21 protein-coding genes are annotated in these 19,986 nt (G+C 61.5%); 13 read left to right on the plus strand and 8 right to left on the minus strand.

The features are described from left to right. Window positions 1-2 precede the first annotated feature (2 nt). The 3 genes from rnpA (at window position 3) to yihA (ending at window position 3,000) form a co-directional block, all read left to right on the plus strand. Window positions 3-395 (plus strand): ribonuclease P protein component, encoded by a 393-nt coding sequence (gene rnpA, locus MOV63_RS14430; protein ID WP_038539293.1) that lies wholly within the window; start codon window positions 3-5, stop codon window positions 393-395. After that, the gene (gene yidC / locus MOV63_RS14435; protein WP_247034406.1) at window positions 395-2,200 is read left to right on the plus strand and encodes a membrane protein insertase YidC; all 1,806 of its coding nucleotides are present in this window, start codon (window positions 395-397) and stop codon (window positions 2,198-2,200) included. The genes rnpA and yidC overlap by 1 nt, the downstream gene beginning before the upstream one ends. Before the next feature lie 152 nt (window positions 2,201-2,352). Beyond that, the gene (gene yihA, locus MOV63_RS14440) at window positions 2,353-3,000 is read left to right on the plus strand and encodes a ribosome biogenesis GTP-binding protein YihA/YsxC (RefSeq protein ID WP_038539284.1); all 648 of its coding nucleotides are present in this window, start codon (window positions 2,353-2,355) and stop codon (window positions 2,998-3,000) included. 85 nt (window positions 3,001-3,085) lie between these two features. Here the strand turns inward: yihA and MOV63_RS14445 are convergent, their stop codons facing one another. Beyond that, window positions 3,086-3,643, minus strand: a complete 558-nt coding sequence (locus MOV63_RS14445; RefSeq protein ID WP_247034407.1) for a fasciclin domain-containing protein — start codon at window positions 3,641-3,643, stop codon at window positions 3,086-3,088. Window positions 3,644-3,995: 352 nt separating this feature from the next. Between MOV63_RS14445 and argB the strand changes: the two genes are divergently transcribed. Next, window positions 3,996-4,883 carry an acetylglutamate kinase gene (gene argB, locus MOV63_RS14450; protein WP_038539277.1) on the plus strand — a complete coding sequence of 296 codons (888 nt, stop codon included), beginning with the start codon at window positions 3,996-3,998 and terminating at the stop codon, window positions 4,881-4,883. Window positions 4,884-4,902: 19 nt separating this feature from the next. Here the strand turns inward: argB and MOV63_RS14455 are convergent, their stop codons facing one another. After that, complete coding sequence (locus tag MOV63_RS14455) at window positions 4,903-5,676, minus strand: isocitrate lyase/phosphoenolpyruvate mutase family protein (RefSeq protein ID WP_247034408.1); 774 nt, start codon at window positions 5,674-5,676, stop codon at window positions 4,903-4,905. A gap of 72 nt (window positions 5,677-5,748) precedes the next feature. Further along, a complete protein-coding gene (locus MOV63_RS14460) occupies window positions 5,749-6,651 on the minus strand; it encodes a DMT family transporter (protein WP_247034409.1) in 903 nt (300 codons plus the stop codon). Window positions 6,652-6,756: 105 nt separating this feature from the next. Between MOV63_RS14460 and MOV63_RS14465 the strand changes: the two genes are divergently transcribed. Both MOV63_RS14465 and MOV63_RS14470 read left to right on the plus strand, forming a co-directional pair. After that, window positions 6,757-7,470: a pyrimidine 5'-nucleotidase gene (locus MOV63_RS14465; RefSeq protein WP_247034410.1), complete on the plus strand. Its 714-nt coding sequence runs from the start codon at window positions 6,757-6,759 to the stop codon at window positions 7,468-7,470. Between the two features lie 110 nt (window positions 7,471-7,580). Further along, the gene (locus MOV63_RS14470; protein ID WP_247034411.1) at window positions 7,581-8,237 is read left to right on the plus strand and encodes a calcium-binding protein; all 657 of its coding nucleotides are present in this window, start codon (window positions 7,581-7,583) and stop codon (window positions 8,235-8,237) included. A gap of 101 nt (window positions 8,238-8,338) precedes the next feature. Here the strand turns inward: MOV63_RS14470 and MOV63_RS14475 are convergent, their stop codons facing one another. Then, window positions 8,339-8,647, minus strand: a complete 309-nt coding sequence (locus MOV63_RS14475) for a hypothetical protein (RefSeq protein ID WP_038539260.1) — start codon at window positions 8,645-8,647, stop codon at window positions 8,339-8,341. A gap of 57 nt (window positions 8,648-8,704) precedes the next feature. Then, window positions 8,705-9,565: an LOG family protein gene (locus tag MOV63_RS14480; protein WP_038539257.1), complete on the minus strand. Its 861-nt coding sequence runs from the start codon at window positions 9,563-9,565 to the stop codon at window positions 8,705-8,707. A gap of 136 nt (window positions 9,566-9,701) precedes the next feature. Here MOV63_RS14480 and dapD point away from each other — a divergent pair, with 136 nt between their 5' ends. The 4 genes from dapD to MOV63_RS14500 are packed head-to-tail and all read left to right on the plus strand — an operon-like array spanning window position 9,702 to window position 12,996. Next, the gene (gene dapD, locus MOV63_RS14485) at window positions 9,702-10,556 is read left to right on the plus strand and encodes a 2,3,4,5-tetrahydropyridine-2,6-dicarboxylate N-succinyltransferase (RefSeq protein ID WP_247034412.1); all 855 of its coding nucleotides are present in this window, start codon (window positions 9,702-9,704) and stop codon (window positions 10,554-10,556) included. Window positions 10,557-10,565: 9 nt separating this feature from the next. After that, window positions 10,566-11,762, plus strand: coding sequence for a succinyl-diaminopimelate desuccinylase (gene dapE, locus MOV63_RS14490; RefSeq protein ID WP_247034413.1), 1,197 nt, complete (start codon window positions 10,566-10,568; stop codon window positions 11,760-11,762). Then, entirely contained in the window at window positions 11,746-12,366 is a 621-nt protein-coding gene (locus MOV63_RS14495; protein WP_247034415.1) for a hypothetical protein, read from the plus strand. The genes dapE and MOV63_RS14495 overlap by 17 nt, the downstream gene beginning before the upstream one ends. 33 nt (window positions 12,367-12,399) lie before the next feature. Beyond that, a complete protein-coding gene (locus MOV63_RS14500) occupies window positions 12,400-12,996 on the plus strand; it encodes a hypothetical protein (RefSeq protein ID WP_247034417.1) in 597 nt (198 codons plus the stop codon). A 13-nt stretch (window positions 12,997-13,009) separates the two neighbouring features. Here the strand turns inward: MOV63_RS14500 and truA are convergent, their stop codons facing one another. From truA to def, 3 genes are read right to left on the minus strand one after another with little or no spacing between them, the layout of a single operon-like run. Further along, window positions 13,010-13,774, minus strand: coding sequence for a tRNA pseudouridine(38-40) synthase TruA (gene truA, locus MOV63_RS14505; protein ID WP_247034419.1), 765 nt, complete (start codon window positions 13,772-13,774; stop codon window positions 13,010-13,012). Next, on the minus strand, window positions 13,774-14,709 hold the full coding sequence (fmt, locus tag MOV63_RS14510; protein ID WP_247034421.1) for a methionyl-tRNA formyltransferase: 936 nt from the start codon (window positions 14,707-14,709) through the stop codon (window positions 13,774-13,776). Before fmt ends, truA begins: the two co-directional genes overlap by 1 nt. 58 nt (window positions 14,710-14,767) lie before the next feature. Next, window positions 14,768-15,283 (minus strand): peptide deformylase, encoded by a 516-nt coding sequence (gene def, locus MOV63_RS14515; protein ID WP_247034423.1) that lies wholly within the window; start codon window positions 15,281-15,283, stop codon window positions 14,768-14,770. Window positions 15,284-15,394: 111 nt separating this feature from the next. Here def and MOV63_RS14520 point away from each other — a divergent pair, with 111 nt between their 5' ends. The 3 genes from MOV63_RS14520 to MOV63_RS14530 form a co-directional block, all read left to right on the plus strand. Next, window positions 15,395-16,594, plus strand: coding sequence for a DNA recombination protein RmuC (locus MOV63_RS14520; RefSeq protein WP_247034424.1), 1,200 nt, complete (start codon window positions 15,395-15,397; stop codon window positions 16,592-16,594). Window positions 16,595-16,643: 49 nt separating this feature from the next. Continuing rightward, window positions 16,644-17,543, plus strand: coding sequence for a ribokinase (locus tag MOV63_RS14525; protein WP_247034425.1), 900 nt, complete (start codon window positions 16,644-16,646; stop codon window positions 17,541-17,543). A gap of 182 nt (window positions 17,544-17,725) precedes the next feature. Then, on the plus strand, window positions 17,726-19,986 hold a 2,261-nt coding region (locus tag MOV63_RS14530), incomplete at its 3' end, for a methyl-accepting chemotaxis protein (RefSeq protein ID WP_247034426.1).

Below are 19,986 nucleotides of genomic sequence, written 5' to 3' on the forward strand. Positions count from 1 at the left end.
CGATGACGACTGAGACAAAGAACGAGAAAACTGTCGGGCGGCTTAAAAGCCGGCCGCAGTTCCTTGCTGTCCGGGAAGGCGAAGCTCGCCGAGGCCGGAACTTCCTTCTGGAAGTCCTTGATCGGAACCAGCCGGACGAAGCGCCGCGCGTCGGTTTCACCGTTACCAAGAAACATGGCAACGCGGTCGAACGCAACCGCATGCGCCGCCGCCTCCGCGAGGTGGTGAGGCAATCTGCCGGATTTGCAATGAAGAACGGACACGACTATGTGATTGTCGCGCGGCGGGAGGTGCTTAAGGCCCCCTTTGCGGATATGACGGCTCAGCTTATCGAGCGTATCGAAAGCAAGCCGAGACCAAAGCGGTCCGAGGAGACCCGTTCCAGGAAAGCATGATGGAAAAGAACCGCAATTACTTCATCGCGATCGCGCTCTCGGTGCTGATCGTTCTTGCCTGGCAGTTCCTCTATATGAACCCGAGGATGGAAGCCCAGCGGCGCGCCGAAGAAGCCAGCCGTGCGCTTCAGGGCGAGAGCGCCCAGCCTGTTTCGCCGGAAAGCCCCGGCGCTCAGAGTGGTTCCGGCGTACTGGGGAACCTGCCTGGTGCGAACCCGGCAACTGCCGCACTCTCCCGCGATCAGGCGCTGGCCCGGTCGCAACGCGTCCAGATCGAGACGCCTGCTCTGATCGGCTCCATCAACCTGACCGGCGCCCGCTTCGACGACCTCAAGCTGCGTGAATATCGCGAGACCGTCGACGAAAAGAGCCCGATCATTACGCTGTTCTCGCCATCCGACACGACGGATGGCTATTTCACTGAAGTCGGCTACATCCCGAATGAAACGATCGGCACCGCTCCCGGTACCGGCACGCAGTGGACGCTCGCAAGCGGCGGCAAGCTGACCCAGCAGACGCCGGTGACGCTGACCTTCACCAACGAGAAGGGCGTCACCTTCACGCGCACCGTCTCGGTCGACGACCATTACATGCTGACTGTTGCCGACAAGATCGACAACAAGACCGCTGCCCCGGTGACGCTGACGCCTTATGGCCGCGTCATCCGCAACAACAAGCCGGCCACGCCTGCCGTCTGGGTTATCCACGAAGGCTTCATCGGCGTAATGGGCGAGAGCGGCAGCCTCAACGAGCATACCTACGCCAATATCGAAAAAGAGCAGTACACCAACGAGAAGGCCAAGACCGGCTGGCTCGGGATCACCGACAAGTACTGGGCTGCCACCATCGTGCCGCCGCAGACGCTGCCTTATGTGGCGCGCTTCTCGCATTTCACCGGCGGTCAGGCGAGCTACCAGGCTGACTACAAGGGCGATGACCTGACGGTTCAGCCGGGCCAGTCGACCGAGATCAAGAACCTCGTCTTCGCCGGCGCCAAGGAAGTGCCGCTGGTCTCGCGCTACGAGACGGAATTCGGCGTTCCGCAGTTCAACCGCCTGATAGACTGGGGATGGTTCTACTTCATCACCAAGCCGATGTTCCAGCTGATGGACTTCTTCTTCCGTCACGTGGGCAATTTCGGCGTGGCGATCCTGCTCACCACCATCGTCGTCAAGACGCTGTTCTTCCCGCTGGCCAGCAAGCAATACGCTTCGATGGCCAACATGAAGCGCATGCAGCCGAAGATGGAAGAGCTGAAAGCCAAGTTCGGCGACGACCGAATGGCCCTGCAACAGGCGACGATGGCGCTTTACAAGGAAGAAAAGATCAATCCGATCGCCGGCTGCTGGCCGGTCATCCTGCAGATTCCGATCTTCTTTTCGCTCTACAAGGTCATCTATGTCACCATCGAAATGCGGCACGCGCCGTTCTTCGGGTGGATTCAGGACCTGTCCGCCCCCGACCCGACCTCGCTTTTCAATCTCTTCGGCCTGCTGCCCTACGACGTGCCGCATGCCTTGATGATCGGCGTATGGCCGCTAGTCATGGGCGTTACCATGTTCCTGCAGATGCGCATGAACCCGACGCCGCCGGATCCGACACAGGCGATGATCTTCACCTGGATGCCGCTGGTGTTCACCTTCATGCTGTCGTCCTTCCCTGCGGGCCTCGTCATCTACTGGGCCTGGAACAACACTCTGTCGGTAACGCAGCAGGCAATCATCATGAAGCGCCATGGTGCGAAGGTGGAGCTGTTCGACAATCTGAAGGGCCTCTTCCGACGAAAACCGGCGCCGACAAAATAGCGCCTGCCGATAAACGAATGAGAACCCCGGCTCGTCCGGGGTTTTTCTTTTAGGGAAAGGGCTGAAAAGCCCGAAAGCTTGACATTGCCGGCCAAAACCTTGAAGCCGTGCCCTTCGACAAAACAGGACGACCAGAACCGATGCCCGCAGACATGAGCACGGACGACAAACCGCTATTCGGCCGCCCCTGGATCTTCATCCGCGGCGTACCCTCGATGAAATTCCTGCCCCCGGAAGGCCCGCTGGAAGTCGCCTTTGCCGGCCGCTCGAACGTCGGCAAGTCGTCGCTGATCAATGCGCTCGTCGGCCAGAAGGCTTTGGCGCGCACTTCCAATACGCCCGGCCGGACCCAGGAGCTCAACTATTTCGTGCCGGATGGCTATTCGGGCGCAGGTACCGACCTGCCGCCGATGGCACTGGTCGATATGCCGGGCTATGGTTATGCCAAGGCTCCGAAGGAAACCGTCGATGCCTGGACCAGGCTCGTCTTCGACTATCTGCGCGGCCGCGCGACGCTAAAGCGCGTCTATGTGCTGATCGACAGCCGCCACGGCATCAAAAAGAACGACGACGAAGTCCTGGACCTCCTCGACAAGGCCGCCGTCTCCTACCAGATCGTGCTGACCAAGACGGACAAGATCAAGGAACCAGCCGTGGTGAAGCTGCTGGCCGAGACGCAGGAAAAGATCCGCAAGCATCCCGCCGCCTTCCCGTTCGTGCTCTCCACCTCCTCCGAAAAGGGCAAGGGGATAGACGAACTGCGCCAGGCGATTGCCGAAACCGTCGGCCGCCCGGTCTGACGCTGTTCTTGAAACGGCAGATCCGGCCACCCCGAGAAGAGGCAGCCGGATCTTGACGTAAGAGCCTCAAACGCGTGACCGGCTTTTACATTTTCGGGAGCAGGACCTTGTCGACCACATGGATGACGCCGTTCGACTGCTTGACGTCGGCGATCGTCACATGGGCCACGCCGCCCATCTCGTCGGTGAGCGTGATCTTGCCCATGTTTTCCTTGGCCTTCAGAATGCAGCCACCGACGGTCTTGACGTCATGGGTGCCCTTGTCGTCCTTGATCATCTTTTCGATGGCCGTGGACATGGCGTCCGCCGCAACCACGTGGCAGGTCAGCACCTTGGTAAGCTGAGCTTTGTTCTCCGGCTTCAGCAGTGTTTCGACCGTGCCCTTCGGCAGAGCGGCGAAGGCTTCGTTGGTGGGCGCAAAGACCGTGAACGGGCCCTTGCCCTGGAGCGTCTCGACCAGACCGGCAGCCTTGACGGCAGCGACGAGCGTCGTGTGGTCCTTGGAGTTCACGGCGTTTTCGACGATGTTCTTGCCTTCATACATCGCCGCGCCGCCGACTTTGGGATTGGCGGCGAAGGCGGTGACTGTGGCGGCGGACAGAACGGTCGCGATGGCGAGCGTGCGGAGTGCGGTCTTCAACATGATGGCTTCCTCTCAACGAATCTTGTTGCCCCGGCGCGGATGCGCGCCTCCCAAGGCCTGGCGTCCCGACATCGGCGGAGACATCACAAGAGACGGAAGCCGGAGAAGAAGAGTTTCAGCGGCGATGAGAAAGCCGGAAAATTAACATCAAACCTTTGTTTTTATTGATTTATATTTTCCGTAGCGCCCGCAATCCGCTTGACCACCATGCCCCTGATCGGCGTTCGTGCTGGCGCGCGGCGCTCTGTTTGGCCTGCGCGGCTCCGTCGATTGCGCGATAATCTCCGGACTTATTATTTCCTCTGTCAAAAACATGCGCTAAAAGGCCCCACTCAATATTCAGGGGTATCCCATGACGGCTTCCGAAAGCGAACTTCAGGCAAAGCTTCTGGCACAGGCGCTGCCCTATATGCAGCGTTACGAAAACAAGACGATCGTCGTGAAATACGGCGGCCATGCCATGGGTGACACGGAGCTCGGCAAGGCTTTCGCGGCGGATATCGCGCTTCTCAAGCAGTCCGGCGTCAATCCGATCGTCGTGCATGGCGGGGGTCCGCAGATCGGTGCGATGCTGACGAAGATGGGCATCGAATCCAAGTTCGAAGCCGGCCTGCGCGTCACCGACCAGAAGACGGTCGAGATCGTCGAAATGGTTCTCGCCGGCTCGATCAACAAGGAAATCGTCGCGCTGATCAACCAGACCGGCGAATGGGCGATCGGCCTTTGCGGCAAGGACGGTAACATGGTCTTCGCCGAAAAGGCCAAGAAGACCGTCATCGATCCGGACAGCAATATCGAGCGGGTTCTCGACCTCGGCTTCGTCGGCGAGGTGGTGGAAGTTGACCGCACGTTGCTTGACCTGCTCGCCAAGTCGGAAATGATCCCGGTCATCGCCCCGGTTGCTCCGGGCCGCGACGGCGCCACCTACAACATCAATGCCGACACGTTCGCAGGCGCCATCGCCGGCGCGCTCAGCGCCACCCGACTGCTGTTCCTCACCGACGTACCGGGTGTCCTCGACAAGGACAAGCAGCTGATCAAGGAACTGACGGTCGCCCAGGCCCAGGCCCTCATCAAGGACGGCACGATCTCCGGCGGCATGATCCCGAAGGTCGAGACCTGCATCGAGGCGATCAAGGCCGGCGTGCAGGGCGTCGTCATCTTGAACGGCAAGACCGCCCACTCGGTCCTGCTCGAAATCTTCACCGAACACGGCGCCGGCACACTGATCGTTCCCTGATCGCCGATGCCTCCGATGCTCAGCCGGCGGCGGTGAAAACCGCCGCGGCGTCTTCCTTCAGCTTCGCCATCATCGCCCGGTAGGGACCCGGCCCGTAGCTGACCCGACCGACACCAAGTTCGCCGAGGCGTTTCGGCGACGGAACGCCACTGAACATCATGATGTTGACTGGAAGTGGCGAGGCCTTGCACAGCGTCTCGATCAACCCCTCATCGGCCAGTCCCGGCGCAAAGAAACCGTTGGCCCCAGCCTCGGCATAGGCTCTGGCGCGTTCGATCGCCTGATCGAGAAGTGCTGCATGCTTCGTCCGGTCGCCTTCCTGAAGGAAAAGATCGGTCCGGGCGTTGATGAAGAATGGCATATCGCGTGTGTCTGCCAAGGTCCGGATGGCACGGATGCGATCGGCCTGCTGCTCCACGGGATAGATACCGCTGCCGCCGATGACCTGATCCTCGAAATTGATGCCGATCGCACCCGCGTCGATGACCCTGGCGACATTTGCCGCCAGTTCGGCCGGATCCTCCGCATAACCGCCCTCAAAATCCACCGACAACGGCAGGTCGACGGCCGCGGTGATCGATTTCGCCGTGGCGAGCAATGCATCGAGCGGCAGGTTTTCGCCATCGGCATAGCCTTGCGCTGCGGCGACCGACCAGCTTCCAGTGCCGAGCGCCTTCGCCCCAGCATCCGCAACCGCCTTGGCAGTGCCTGCATCCCAGATGTTGTAGATGATGACCGGGTTGCCCTTCTGGTGAAGTGCCGCGAACGCGGCTGCCTTGTCTTTCTCCAGCATGAATGATCCTCCCATTGATCGGAATACCCTAACCGGTTTCGGTGACGGATGCCGCCGCAAATCGGGCGTCGATCAGGAAAAGAGCAACCCGAGGATGCCGCCGACGATCAAGAGGCAGCCAAACACCTCCATGCGGTTCACCCGTTCATGGAAAAGGAAATAAGACGCCATGAAGGTGAAGACGAGCTCGATCTGCCCGAGCGCGCGGACATAGGCCACCTGCTGCAGGGTCATGGCGGTGAACCAGCCGGCCGAGCCGACCACGCCTGCCAGGCCGACGAGAGAGGATGAACGCCACGAGAGAACGACCTGGACGATCTCACGCTTGTCCTTCCAGAACATCCAGACCAGCATGAAGGCGGTCTGGAAAGTCGTGACACAGGCGAGCGTCACCGCGGCCTCCATGACCGGACCGGGACCGCCGAGCGACAGCGACGCGCTGCGGTAGGAGACGGCCGAAATACCGAAGACCGCGCCTGACGCGATGCCGATCAAGGCAGTGCGGCTGGTCATGGCGACTATCATGTTGCGCCAGGACAGCGGCATGCGCGCCATCGAAATCGTCATCACGCCGATCACGCCGACGATGATCGCGGCGACCGAACCCGGCGTCAGCTTTTCGCCGAGCAGAATGAAGCCAAATATGGCAGCCTGCACCGGCTCGGTCTTGGAATAGGCCGTTCCGACCGCAAAATTCCGCAGCGAAAAGAGATGCACCAGCATCATGGTCGCAAAGATCTGTGCCAGCCCGCCGATCACCGCCCATAAGGCGAAGGTCCAGTTCAGTGTCGGGAACGGGTAACCGGCGACATGGTGAAGGAACAGGGCATAGAGGATTGCGATCGGAAAACCGTAGCCGAAGCGCACGAAGCTCGCTCCGCGCGTGCCAAGAGACCCCTGTAGATGCTTCTGCAGCGCAGAGCGCAGGTTCTGCAGGAAGGCGGCGGCGATGGTGATGGGGATCCAGAGTTCCATATGCGGGCGGTATCACGCGTTCCGGCAGATCGCCAAGGCCGGCTCTGGCCGAAAGCGTACGTCTTTTTCGTTTTCTTTGCCGCCGTGCCGGTGCATAAAGCCGCCATGGAAAAAAAGCCGCAGACCTTGCCCGATCCCGCCGATTTCGCCCATGTCCGCGACTGGGTGTTCGATCTCGACAACACGCTTTATCCGCATCACATCAATCTGTTCGCGCAGATCGACAAGAACATGACGGCCTATGTGCAGGAATTGCTGCAGCTGGAGCCGGCGGAAGCGAAAGCGCTGCAGAAGCAATATTACCATGAACACGGCACGACGCTGCAGGGCCTGATGCTGAACCACGGCATCGATCCGGACGGGTTTCTCGAACAGGCGCACGCGATCGACTATTCGGCGCTGTTGCCGCATCCGGAACTCGGCGAGGCGATCAAGGCCCTTCCCGGCCGCAAGTTCATCTTCACCAATGGCAGCGTGCCACATGCGGAGGCGGCGGCGCGAGCACTCGGCATTCTCGATAATTTCGACGACATATTCGACATCGTCGCGGCCGACTACGTGCCTAAACCGGCAGGCGCGACTTACGACAAGTTCGCCAGCCTGCATCGGGTCGATGCAAAAAGCGCTGCGATGTTCGAGGACCTGCCGCGCAATCTGCAGGTGCCGAAAGCGCTCGGCATGCGCACGGTCCTTCTGGTGCCGCGCAATCTGGATGCGGTGCTGATGGAACGTTGGGAGAAGCTTACCGATGAGGACGATCACATCGACTATGTGACCGACGATCTGACGGGTTTCCTCACCGGCCTCAACATCTGCTAACGTTTTATCGCCATTACAGAAAGTTCATCCACATTACGGATGTTTAAGTGGTTTTGACGGGTTGCGGGCCCTATCTTCAGGCTATCGAAACAACCTGAAGGACCACCACAATGACCGCAAGAAAGATCGTTCTGGCGACCCTCGGAGCAGCGCTGATCGCCGGCGCAGCTATCCCGGCCTTTGCAGCCCCAGGGCGTGATGGTCCCGGCCGCCATAATGGTCCCGGCCGCGCCATGATGCAGGACGTGATGTTCGTCCGCCTGCTGAAGAACGCCGATGCCGACAAGGATGGCAAAATCTCCAAGGACGAGATGACTGCCTTCCAGGACAAGCTCTTTGCGGCAATCGACGCCAACAAGGACGGCTCTCTGACGCGCGGCGAAATTTTCGATTATCGCCAGGCGAAGATGGAAGAGTTCCGCAAGAACAACCAGCCGGAAGTCGCCAACACCGCGGACAAAAAGGACGACCAGTCCAACCGCGACATGGCAGATCGGCGCGACGACCATCGCCGCGACCGCGATCATTCCGCCTGGAACCGCGACGACCAGGGCCGCCATGGCTGGGGCCGCGAGGACGCCCGCTGGGAACGCCCGCATGGCCGCCAGATGATGGGCCAGGGCGTGTTCCGCATGGTCGATGAAGACAAGGATGGGAAGATCACCAAGGCAGAAGCTTCTGCCGCATCCGACAAGCTGTTCGCCCGCATGGACACCAACAAGGATGGAACCATTTCCATCGACGACTTGCCGGACCGCCCCCTCTAGTTCTCCGCCCCCTTGGAACTAGTTCCGACAGTCGTCCCAAGGACCCGCCCTTTCCCCAAAGGGCGGGTTCTTTTATTTTTCGGATCAGATAAAGCCCGCAATCAGGAAGGTCTGTGCTCGACTGCGGTCACTCGGTCCGCGACCTCCTCCACCTTGTCCTCGATGCGGACAAGCGACTGCTCGATCGTCGACTGCATGTGGGACAAAGCCCCGCCAAGTTCGATTTTGATAGAGAGCTCGAGATCATCCCGAACTTCCGCCTGACGTCGTTCCAGGCGCTTCGAAAATTCATAAGTCTGGATCGCCAGGGTCCTGATTTCAGAAACCTCCTTGCGAAGGGCGCGAACCTCGTCATTTGTCCGCTGCCCAAGCTTGGCCAGAAAATTCAGATCTACGACTTCATCGCTCATCGGTACCATCCTCTAGCGACAATCTAGTCGCGAACTTCGCGACTTTCAATCAAGCCTTCAATGCTCATAGAAATCCGAGATGATCTTCCACGCCTCTTCCGCGGTCTCCACGAAACTGATGAGGTTGAGGTCGTCCGGAGCGATCGTCCCGAATTCCGCCAGCGCGCCAAAATTGATGATGCCGCGCCAGAAGGCTTCGCTGAACAGGATGAGCGGCATGCGTTCCATGCGCTTGGTCTGGATGAGGGTCAGCGCCTCGAACATTTCGTCCAGCGTGCCGAACCCGCCGGGGAAAACGACGACTGCCTTGGCCCGCATCATGAAATGCATCTTGCGGATGGCGAAATAGTGGAAGTTGAAGCTGAGTTCCGGCGTCACGTAGCGGTTCGGGGCCTGCTCGTGGGGCAGCATGATGTTGAGGCCGATGCTCGGCGCGCCGGCATCAGCCGCACCACGGTTGCCGGCCTCCATGACGCCCGGCCCGCCGCCGGTCACCACCACATATTCCTGATGATTGTAGCTCGCGGAATGCCTGCCGCAGAGGGCGGCGAACTTGCGCGCCTCCTCGTAATAAACCGAGGCCGCTTCGAGGTTCTGGCGCTGCGTGTCGTTGCGGGCGGCCCAGGCGCTCTGGCCGGGCGCCGGGATGCGCGCGCCGCCGAACAGCACCACGGTCGATTTGATGCCGCGCTCGGCAAGCGCCATTTCCGTCTTCATCAGCTCGAGCTGGAGACGGACGGGGCGAAGCTCCTCGCGGCTGAGAAACTCGTCATCCGCATAGGCGAGGCGATAGGAATGCGATTCCGTCTGCGGCGTCCTCGGCTGGACTGCGGCATCGTTTTTGTCCGCCTTGTTGTCCTTCAGCGGATCCCAGGCCCCGTCCTTGCGTCGCGGGCCATCCTTCTTCGCCTTTGCCATTCGCATGATCCTTCCGGCGTCAAATGCATTGACGCCAATTCACATTGACGCTTGAGTGGCGGTCGCTTAGATCAAAAGACACCAAATGGCCACCTCTCCCACCATCACGATACAGAGTGACGTTTAAGGATTTCCCATGAGCAGCTCCGACTTCTCTTCCCTCGAAAAGACCATCGAGACCGCCTTCGACAACCGCGACGGCGTGACGGTTTCGACCAAAGGGGAAATCCGCGATGCGGTCGAGGAAGCGCTCAACCTGCTCGACAGCGGTCAGGCGCGGGTCGCAAGCCGCGGCGAAGACGGAACCTGGACCGTGCACCAATGGCTGAAGAAGGCCGTTCTGCTGTCCTTCCGCCTCAACGACATGGAAGTGGTCAAGAACGGCCCCGGTGCCTCCACCTGGTGGGACAAGGTGCCTTCCAAATTCGAGAACTGGGGTGAAAACCAGTTCCGCGCTGCTGGTTTCCGCGCCGTGCCGAACGCTGTCGTGCGGCGCTCGGCCCATATCGCCAAGAACGTCGTCCTGATGCCATCCTTCGTCAACCTCGGCGCCTATGTCGATGAAGGCACGATGGTCGACACCTGGGCGACGGTCGGCTCCTGCGCCCAGATCGGCAAGCATGTGCATCTTTCCGGCGGCGTCGGCATCGGCGGCGTGCTGGAGCCGATGCAGGCCGGCCCGACCATCATCGAGGACAATTGTTTCATCGGCGCCCGTTCGGAAGTCGTCGAAGGCTGCATCGTCCGCCAGGGCTCAGTGCTCGGAATGGGCGTGTTCATCGGCAAGTCGACCAAGATCGTCGATCGTGCCACCGGCGAGATCAGCTATGGCGAAGTGCCGCCCTACTCTGTCGTCGTCGCCGGCACGATGCCGGGCAAGCCGTTCCCGAACGGAGACATGGGACCGGGCCTTTATTGTGCCGTGATCGTCAAGCGCGTCGACGAGCAGACCCGCTCCAAGACCGCTATCAACGAACTGCTGCGCGATTGATCCGATCAAATGTCTGCTGCCGATCCCATCGCCAATCTCCAGACGCTGATCCGCTGCCCCTCGGTGACCCCTGCCGAGGGCGGCGCGCTTGCGGCGCTCGAGGCGATGCTGCTTCCGCTCGGATTCAAGGTCGAGCGGATGGTGGCGACGGAACCCGGCATGCCGGACATCGAGAACCTCTATGCCCGGCTCGGCACCGACGCCCCGCATCTGATGTTTGCCGGCCACACGGACGTAGTGCCGCCGGGAGACGAGACGTCTTGGAGTAAGCCGCCTTTTGCCGCCGAGATCGTCGGCGGCGAGCTGTTCGGCCGCGGCGCGGTGGACATGAAGGGTGGCATCGCCTGTTTCGTCGCAGCGGTCGCCCGCCATATCGATCTGCATGGCGCGCCAAGAGGCTCGATCTCCTTCCTGATCACCGGCGACGAGGAAGGCCAGGCCGTCAACGGCACCGAGAAGCTGCTGAAATGGGCGGCCGAGAGGGGCGAGACCTGGGATGCCTGCCTCGTCGGCGAGCCGACCAATCCGGATGCGCTCGGCGACATGATCAAGATCGGCCGGCGCGGTTCGGTCTCCGGCAAGGTCACCGTCTTCGGCGTCCAGGGCCATGCGGCCTACCCGCACCTTGCCGACAATCCGGTACGCGGCCTACTGCCGCTCGCCTCAGTGCTGATGAATCCGCCCTTCGACGGCGGCACGGCGGAATTCCCGGCCTCCAATCTGGAAGTGACCTCCGTCGATGTGGGCAATCCGGCGACCAACGTCATTCCGGCCAAGGCGGCGTTCGCCTTCAACATCCGCTTCAACGACACCTGGACCGCCGATACGGTCAAAGCCGAGATCGTCAGGCGGCTCGACGCAGCAGCGATTGGTAGCCCGCTGCGCCCGGAGCGCGATCCGGCGCGCTACGACATCACCTGGGCAGAACGCCCGAGCCACGTGTTCCTGACCCGCAACAATGCCCTGATCGCTTCGCTATCGGGTGCCGTCGAAAACGTGACCGGCAAGGTGCCGAAACTTTCGACGACAGGCGGCACCTCGGATGCCCGGTTCATCAAGGATTATTGCCCGGTCGTCGAATTCGGCCTTGTCGGGCAGACCATGCATATGATCGATGAGCGCGTAGCCCTTGCCGATCTGGAGACGCTCACCCAAATCTATGGGACCTTCATCTCCCGCTGGTTCGATAATGCCCTCCTATCTTGAAGTCAGGCTCTACCTCGGCGGTCTCTGGCTGCTGATCAGGGGCGATGCGCGCGGTCTGCGACCGTTCGACATTTCGGACCAGGGCGTATTGCGTTCGTTCTGGGCGGCGGGCTGGTGCGCGCCGGCATTGATTGTCGGCTGGATCGTTCAGCGGATGGAATACCTTCGTCATTTCCCTCAACGCGAGGACTATTCCTTCATCTTTTTCCTGAAGATGCTGGTCCTCGAAGCGGCCCAGTGGGTCGTGCCGGCCGCGGCGCTCATCGCCCTCGGCTTCATTCTGCGCTTCATGCCGCTCGTGCCGATCCTGATCGTGGTGCGCAACTGGTTTGCCGTCCCGCTCGCCTATGCGATCCATGCGGTTTATTCGCCCATCGCTTTCCTATCTGCCCAGCAAGGTGGCGCCATGGGGCTTGCCGGTTACGCTTCGATAATTCTGGCGGCAACCATTCTGATCGCCGCGCTTTTCCTCGCCTGGTGCGTTCTAAGAACAGTCATGGGTGGCCCGGTGATGATCCGCATTGCCTCCCTGGGACTTGTGCTCCTGACCGACATGTTTGTTGCGCGCGAACTGGAGAATATCATGGGGGTTTCGTTAACCTGATGCGTGATTTCGCCGTTTTGCGAGGAGGCCGCCTTGCCCTCCTATGCTGAAGTCAGACTTTATCTGAGCGGTCTCTGGCTGCTGATCCGCGGCGATGCGCAGGGTTTCCGCCTGCTCGACATTTCCGATCGCGGCATGATGCGCTCGTTCTGGGCGTTCGTCTGGTGCCTGCCGGGCGCGTTCATCTCGTGGCTGTGGTGGCGAGACTATTTGCTTGAGGGCATGCCGTCCGGCGCCCGGATCGGCGGGATTTTCTTCGTTCGCATGGCAATGCTGGAAATCTTCAACTGGCTGGTGCCGCTGATCCTTGCCGGCATACTCTGCTCACTGCTCGGCATCGCCCGAAAGTTTCCGGCGGTCGTCGTCACCGTCAACTGGCTCTCGGTTCCCTTCGCCTATCTCTACGGCCTGCTGAGCCTGCGTTTCCTGTTGCCGTCGAGACTCGATACCGCCCTGGCGCTGGTCCATTTCGCGCTGCTGCTCGTGATGATCATTTCGATATCGCGGGTGATGCGGATGATCTGCGGGCCGCAGCCGCTGATGATCACAACGTTGGTGCTGGTGCTGATCGTGCCGAGCATGCTGCTGACCGAAGCGCTGCAGCGTTTCCTCGGCATTTACCCACTCTGACGAAGCCAGCGCTTCAGGGCTCTACGGGGTCGCCTGGATAATCGACCCGCATGAAATAAAGCCCCTCCGGCGGTGCCACCGGCCCGCAGGCCTTGCGGTCCCGGGCGTCCAATGCTGCGCGGACATCCGCCGGCGTCATGCGGCCTTCACCGGCCAGTTTCAGCGTGCCGGCGAGCGACCGTATCTGATTGTGCAGGAAACTCTGTGCCGTCGCGCGGATTTCGATCAGGTCGCCGCTGCGCGTGACATCCAGTATGTCCAGCGTGCGGACGGGATTTTTCGCCTGACAATGAACCGAACGAAAGGTCGTGAAATCGTGCTTTCCGACGAGTGTCTGGGCTGCAGCATGCATGACTTCATGATCCAGATCCTTGGTGACCCACCAGGCACGCTTCGCATCCAGCGCCAGCGGGCCGGCCCGTGAAATGATACGGTAGAGGTAATATCGCCGGACAGCCGAAAAGCGAGCGTCGAACGTATCATCGACAACCTGCACGCTGACGATGGCGACTTTCTCCCTGGCCATGCCGAGATAGGCATTCAGCGCGTCGCGCAGCCGGTGTGGCTGCCACGACCGCGTGAGATCGACATGCACCACCTGTCCGCGCGCATGCACGCCGGAATCGGTGCGGCCGGCGCCCTTGACCACCACGGTCTCCTTGGTCAGAGACAGAATGGCATTTTCAAGCGCCGACTGTACCGAGTGGCCGTTCTTCTGCTTCTGCCAGCCGACATAGGGCGTGCCGTCATATTCGACGATCATGCGGAATCGCGGCATCAGGAAAGCCTCGTGCCGGGCTCCAGCGGCGTCCCGCGCAGAAACTCCGCCGCGGCCAAGGGCTTGCCCCCGGCCTTCTGCAACTTGAGGAGCCGCACCGCACCCGCGCCGCAGGCAAGGGTCAGTGCGTCGTCAAGAACCGTTCCGGGCTCACCCTGCCCTTCGCCGACTTCCGAGAGGAGAACCTTTACGCGCTCCGGCCTGCCGTTGATCTCCGCCTCGAACCATGCGCCCGGAAACGGCGACAGACCGCGGATGTGGTTATGCACATCACGTGCGGTCTTCAAAAAATCGATGTGCGTCTCGCCCTTGTCGATCTTGGCGGCATAAAGCGCGCCTTCCGACGATTGCGGCGTCAGCGGCAGGTCGTCGGCTTCGAGTTTCCCCATCGCCTCGACCATCGCACGGGCTCCGACCAGCATCAGCTTGTCGTGCAGCTCGCCCGCCGTCATGTTCTCGCCGATTTCGACTTCCCTCGTCAGCGCGACGGGGCCGGTATCGAGGCCCTTTTCCATCTGCATGACCATCATGCCGGTCTTCTTGTCACCCGCCATGATCGCCCGCTGGATCGGCGCGGCACCGCGCCAGCGCGGCAGGAGCGAAGCGTGGCCGTTGTAACAACCGAGCTGTGTGCCCGTCAGGATCGCTTCCGGCAGAAGAAGGCCGTAGGCGACGACGACGGCAACATCCGCCTTGAGTGCGCGGAATTTCTCGCGCTCATCGGGATCCTTGAAATTGGCCGGCGTAAAAACGGGAATGCCCAGCAGTTCGGCGGCCTGATGGACCGGCGACTTGACCAGATCGAGCCCGCGGCGGCCGCCCGGGCGCGGCGGCTGGGTATAAACGGCGACGATCTCATGGCCCGCATGTTTCAGGCTCTGCAGCGTCGGTACGGAAAATTCCGGCGTTCCCATGAAGATGATGCGAAGAGACATGGACGTTCCGCGTCTCAAGAGACCGCGCCTTCTTAACTCGGATCGCCTGAGCGACGGTTCAGACCGCCTTGGACTTGGCAGCCTTGGTGAATTTCTTGATCACCATCTCGCGCTTCAGGCGGGAGATATGGTCGATGAAAAGCACGCCATTCAGGTGATCGATCTCATGCTGCAGGCAGGTGGCGAGCAGGCCATCGGCCTCTACCACATATTCCTTGCCGTCGCGGCCCAGATGCTTGACGCTGACGGTCGCGGGCCGCTCGACCTCGGCGTAATATTCCGGAATGGACAGGCAGCCTTCTTCGTAGACCGCGATTTCGTCGGAGGATCTGACGATCTCCGGATTGATGAAGACCTGCGGCTGCTTTTCCTCACCCTCACGCGCGATGTCGACGACCAGCAGGCGGCGCGGCACGCCGATCTGGATCGCAGCAAGGCCGATGCCCGGCGCGTCATACATGGTCTCCAGCATGTCGTCGGCGAGCCTCAGAAGCTCGGCGTCAACACGCTCTATCGGCTTGGAAACCTGACGCAGGATCGGGTCAGGCAGAATAATCAGAGGCTTGATCGTCATGGCTTCCCATAACCCATCTTTTTTTCCGAAGGAATAGAAATTACGGACCGAGGAAGCGGAATGTTCACGTTTTGATCTTTTCAAGTGGCAAAATTCTGTTAGTTTCCCGCCATGGATAATCTTGTTGCCAGCCTTTCCCGTTTCTTCGACGATCCGCGTGCTGCCGTCGCGGCGATGGTGTGTGGAGCGGCATTGCTGCTGTTATGGCTGTTTCTGGCGCGCCGGGCATCGCTCCGGCGTCAGGAAGAGGCGGCCTTGCGGGTGATGGAAGGCGAAGCCCGGCTTTCCGAACTTCTGAGAGCGCAGAGCGAGATGCAGGGACGGCTGTCGGCAATGGCGGAGACGCTTTCGACGCGGCAATCGGAACTTAACCAGTCGGTCAGCCAACGGCTCGACGGCATGACGCACCGGATCGGCGCTAGCATCACCGAACAGACCAAATCGACGCACGAGAACCTGCAGCGGCTGCAGGAACGGCTGGCGGTGATTGACGCCGCCCAGAACAATATTCAAACGCTGGCAAAGGACGTCGTCGGCCTGCAGGCGATCCTGTCGAACAAGCAGACACGCGGCGCCTTCGGCCAGGGCCGAATGGAAGCGATCATTGCCGACGGATTGCCGATGGGCGCCTATGGTTTCCAGACCACGCTTTCGAACGGCACCAGGCCGGACTGCACGATCAGGATGCCGAACGGCGCTCCGCCTTTGGTGATCGATGCCAAATTTCCACTCGAAGCCTGGAACGCATTTCGCGAGGCCGCGGCACCCGAAGCCAGAAGGGCCGCCGCCCAGGCCTTCAAGCGCGACCTCGAGGTCCACATCCGCGATGTCTCGGAAAAGTACCTGATCCCGGGCGAAACGCAGGAAATGGCTTTCCTTTTCGTGCCGTCGGAATCGATCTTCGCGGAAATCCACGAGCATTTCGAGAGCGCTGTGCAGAAGGCGCAACGTTCCCGCATCGTCATTGTCTCGCCCTCTCTCCTGATGCTGTCCATCCAGGTCATCCAGGCCGTACTGAAGGACCAGCGGATGCGCGAGCAGGCGCATCTCATCCAGGGCGAAGTGGCGCTGCTGATCGAGGATCTTTCCCGCCTCGACGACCGCACCCGCAAACTGCAGACACATTTCTTCGCGGCGCAGAAGGATGTCGAACAGATCCTCACCTCCACCGACAAGCTCAACCGCCGCGGCGCCAAGATCGAGGCTCTCGAACTGGAGGCGCCGGCGGAGGCAGTCCGCGACCTGCCACAAGCGAAGGTGGTCGAAAGCCGTACTGGTCTTCTCAAACTGCGGGTGGTTGACGAGGAGTGATCCTCTCGGGCAGTGTCGCGCGACTTTTAATCAAGCACGCAGGCCCACCATGATCACCGTCCTCGGCTCCATCAACATGGACCTCATCGCCACGACCGAACGTCTGCCCCAGCCGGGCGAGACGGTGGCTGGATCGAGCTTTGCGACGGCGGCCGGTGGCAAGGGCGCCAATCAGGCGCTCGCCGCACGCCGTGCCGGAAGCACTGTGCATATGGCGGGAGCCGTTGGGGAAGATGGCTTTGCTGCGCCGGCGCTGGCACTTCTCGATGACGCCAAAGTCGACCTCTCGGCGGTCGCCCGCGTAACCGATCCAACCGGCACGGCCTTGATCCTGGTGGGCGGCACGGGCGAAAACATGATCGCGGTGGTGGCCGGCGCCAACGGTACGGTGAGCGCGGCACAGGCCGAGGCGGCGGTCGAAGCCATGAAGACAGGGGACATCCTGATGCTGCAGCTCGAAATTGCGGCCGAGACGGTAGAGACGGCGCTCAGGGCGGCACGCGCTAAAAGCGTGCTGACGGTGATCAACACGGCTCCGCTGACCGGCGATGCGGCCCGGCTTGCCCGGCTCGCGGATATCGTCGTCGCCAATGAAACGGAATTCGAACTGCTGGCCGGAAGCCCGATCCCCAACGCTGCGGCGCGCCAGGAGATGTTGAAAAAACTCCATTCCGAAACCGGCCAGACATACGTCGTCACGCTCGGCGGCGACGGCGTGGTCGCGATCCGCAACGGAGAGATCGTGACGGCCGAGGGATTAAAGATCGAACCGGTCGATACGGTCGGCGCCGGCGACACGTTTTGCGGTTACCTGGCCGCCAGCCTCGAGCAGGGGCTCGATTTTGCGAAAGCGCTCCGCCGCGCCGCGGTGGCCGGTTCGCTCGCCTGCCTCAGCCGCGGCGCTCAGCCATCGATCCCGCCCGCCGAGGCGGTCGATGCCAGGGTCTAAGCTGCTTTGATCGGGTATTCCCCGCTACTCTTGCTACGCCGCGAGAGAACGTATTTACAATTTTAGCCAACGTTAACATATCGCTTTTAGGGTCGCGGATATCTCAGCGGGGACGAGATTCGATCCGCCTCGCGGCAGCTCCATGAAGGAGCCCCACCTCTGTCCGCACTCCGAGGCAATCGATGTTTTCGCTCAAGGTCAAGTCGCTCTCCACGAAGCTCATACTGGTAACGAGCCTGGTGATCGCCGGCGTTCTGGTTCTCTCCAACTTCTTCCTGATTTCCCAAACTCGCAACCGCGTGTCGACGCTGACCATGGCGCAGGCGCAGGCCGAGGCGCGTTCCATCGCCAACGAAGTCGCCGTCGACATGGGCCAGCTTGCCGGCGCGGCACGCTCGATGGCGGGGGTGATCGGCCGTGGTCATGCCGCGGGTTATCTCGACCGCAAGGGCGTCACCGACGCTCTCAAGGCGAACCTGGAGCAGAATGCTTTTGCCTATGGCAGCTGGTTCGCCGAAGTTCCGGGCGTGTTCGACGGGAAGAACGCGGAGCTCGTCGGCAACAAGGAGATGGGCGCCAACAAGAAGGGGGAGCTTGCCCCTTACTGGACCAAGAGCCGCACTGGCGATATCGCCTATAGCGTCTTCGACATCGACACCCAGGCGGAATGGTATTCGCTCGCGGCGACCTCGAAGAAAGGCTCGCTCACCCAACCCTATATCGAAAGCACGACGGGCGATGCTGTCGCCATGAGCTCCGTCGCCTACCCCGTCATGTCCGGCTCCAAGCTCCTCGGTGTTGCCGGTCTCGACGTCTCGATGGCGACCCTGACAAAGAAGCTCCAGGCGATGCGGCCGTTCGGCTCAGGCCGGGTTCTCCTGGTGTCGCAAGGCGGTAAATGGATCGTGCCTGTCAATCCCGACAAGCTGATGAAGCCGGTCGAAGGCGAAAAAACGAGCGAGCTGCTGGCCGCGTTGAAGTCGAACCAGCCGGTCCAGCTCGACAACCTGACCGCCGATGCGGCGGAACCCTTTGAACGCGTCGTCTATCCGTTCACGGTCCCGGACCTCAACGCCACCTGGGCGATCGTCCTGGACGTGCCGCAGAGCGTGATTGCCGCGCCGGTTCAGGACCAGACACTGATGATGGTGCTCGGCGGGATCGTCATCATGGGGGCCTGCATCGCGACCCTCTATTTCGGCAGCACCGTCTTCGTGCGGCGGCCTCTGGGGGCGCTGCTCGGCAGCGTCGATACCTTAAGCAAGGGCCGTTTCGAACAGCCGGTGGAGGGCCAGGACCGCACCGATGAGATCGGATCGCTGGCCGGAGCGCTCGAAGGCTTCCGCCACACGCTGGCGGACGGCCGCCGGCTTGAAACGGAAGCGGAAGCCCAGCGCCATGCGGCGGAAAACGAGCGCCACCGCTCCGAAGGCGAGCGGGAGGCGAATGCCCAGCAGCAACAGCGCGTCGTCACCTCGCTTGCCAATGGTCTGGCGGAGCTCTCCAACGGCAATCTCGGCTATCGCATCCAGGACGACTTCCCGGGCGACTATGCCAAGCTGAAGGTCGACTTCAACAAGGCGCTGGAAAGTCTCGAGGAGACGATCGCGACGGTGAGTTCGACCGTCTACAATATCGGCAATGGCAGCCGCGAGATCACAACCAGCGCTCAGGACCTGTCGCGCCGGACCGAGCAGCAGGCTGCCAGCCTCGAGGAAACCGCAGCCGCACTCAATGAGCTCACCGCGCAGGTAAACTCGAGCGCCGAGAACGCCAGCTCGGCCGCCGGTACGGTCAACCTCGCCTGTGACGATGCGGAAAAGTCGGGCGAAGTGGTGCAGAAGGCCGTCGCCTCGATGCAGGGCATCGCCCGATCCTCGCAGGAAATCTCCCGCATCATCGGCGTGATCGACGAGATCGCCTTCCAAACCAACCTGCTCGCCCTCAATGCCGGCGTGGAAGCTGCCCGCGCCGGCGAGGCCGGCAAGGGTTTTGCTGTCGTCGCACAGGAAGTCCGCGAACTCGCCCAGCGTTCCGCAAACGCCGCCAAAGAAATCAAGGCGCTCATCAACGCCTCGACCAGCCAGGTCAGCGACGGCGTGGAACTGGTCGGCAAGGCTGGCGATACGCTGCAGAAAATTGCAGTGCAGGTGATGCAGATCAACGGATTGATCCGCCAGATCTCGGCTTCCGCGAGCGAACAGGCCGTCGGCCTCAAGGAGGTCAACTCGGCGGTCAACCAGATGGACCAGGTGACCCAGCAGAATGCTGCGATGGTGGAGGAGACGACCGCCGCGAGCACGGTGCTGAGTACGGAAGCGGAAACCCTGAAGTCGCTGGTCGCGCGGTTCCGTGTTTCGGCACACGCGACAGGCCACGTCCAAAGCGCACCACAGGCGCTGCGTCAGGTCGCCCAGACCATGCGGGCAACCCGGCCGAGCCC

The organism is Neorhizobium sp. SHOUNA12A, from assembly GCF_023006505.1.
Lineage (GTDB): Bacteria > Pseudomonadota > Alphaproteobacteria > Rhizobiales > Rhizobiaceae > Neorhizobium.

Excerpts from the sequence above, each read along its gene's own strand:
- rnpA (WP_038539293.1), top strand. The coding sequence starts at position 3 with ATGACGACTGAGACAAAGAACGAGAAAACTGTCGGGCGGCTTAAAAGC.
- yidC (WP_247034406.1), top strand. The coding sequence starts at position 395 with ATGGAAAAGAACCGCAATTACTTCATCGCGATCGCGCTCTCGGTGCTG.
- yihA (WP_038539284.1), top strand. The coding sequence starts at position 2,353 with ATGAGCACGGACGACAAACCGCTATTCGGCCGCCCCTGGATCTTCATC.
- MOV63_RS14445 (WP_247034407.1), bottom strand. The coding sequence starts at position 3,643 with ATGTTGAAGACCGCACTCCGCACGCTCGCCATCGCGACCGTTCTGTCC.
- argB (WP_038539277.1), top strand. The coding sequence starts at position 3,996 with ATGACGGCTTCCGAAAGCGAACTTCAGGCAAAGCTTCTGGCACAGGCG.
- MOV63_RS14455 (WP_247034408.1), bottom strand. The coding sequence starts at position 5,676 with ATGCTGGAGAAAGACAAGGCAGCCGCGTTCGCGGCACTTCACCAGAAG.
- MOV63_RS14460 (WP_247034409.1), bottom strand. The coding sequence starts at position 6,651 with ATGGAACTCTGGATCCCCATCACCATCGCCGCCGCCTTCCTGCAGAAC.
- MOV63_RS14465 (WP_247034410.1), top strand. The coding sequence starts at position 6,757 with ATGGAAAAAAAGCCGCAGACCTTGCCCGATCCCGCCGATTTCGCCCAT.
- MOV63_RS14470 (WP_247034411.1), top strand. The coding sequence starts at position 7,581 with ATGACCGCAAGAAAGATCGTTCTGGCGACCCTCGGAGCAGCGCTGATC.
- MOV63_RS14475 (WP_038539260.1), bottom strand. The coding sequence starts at position 8,647 with ATGAGCGATGAAGTCGTAGATCTGAATTTTCTGGCCAAGCTTGGGCAG.
- MOV63_RS14480 (WP_038539257.1), bottom strand. The coding sequence starts at position 9,565 with ATGGCAAAGGCGAAGAAGGATGGCCCGCGACGCAAGGACGGGGCCTGG.
- dapD (WP_247034412.1), top strand. The coding sequence starts at position 9,702 with ATGAGCAGCTCCGACTTCTCTTCCCTCGAAAAGACCATCGAGACCGCC.
- dapE (WP_247034413.1), top strand. The coding sequence starts at position 10,566 with ATGTCTGCTGCCGATCCCATCGCCAATCTCCAGACGCTGATCCGCTGC.
- MOV63_RS14495 (WP_247034415.1), top strand. The coding sequence starts at position 11,746 with ATGCCCTCCTATCTTGAAGTCAGGCTCTACCTCGGCGGTCTCTGGCTG.
- truA (WP_247034419.1), bottom strand. The coding sequence starts at position 13,774 with ATGCCGCGATTCCGCATGATCGTCGAATATGACGGCACGCCCTATGTC.
- fmt (WP_247034421.1), bottom strand. The coding sequence starts at position 14,709 with ATGTCTCTTCGCATCATCTTCATGGGAACGCCGGAATTTTCCGTACCG.
- def (WP_247034423.1), bottom strand. The coding sequence starts at position 15,283 with ATGACGATCAAGCCTCTGATTATTCTGCCTGACCCGATCCTGCGTCAG.
- MOV63_RS14520 (WP_247034424.1), top strand. The coding sequence starts at position 15,395 with ATGGATAATCTTGTTGCCAGCCTTTCCCGTTTCTTCGACGATCCGCGT.
- MOV63_RS14525 (WP_247034425.1), top strand. The coding sequence starts at position 16,644 with ATGATCACCGTCCTCGGCTCCATCAACATGGACCTCATCGCCACGACC.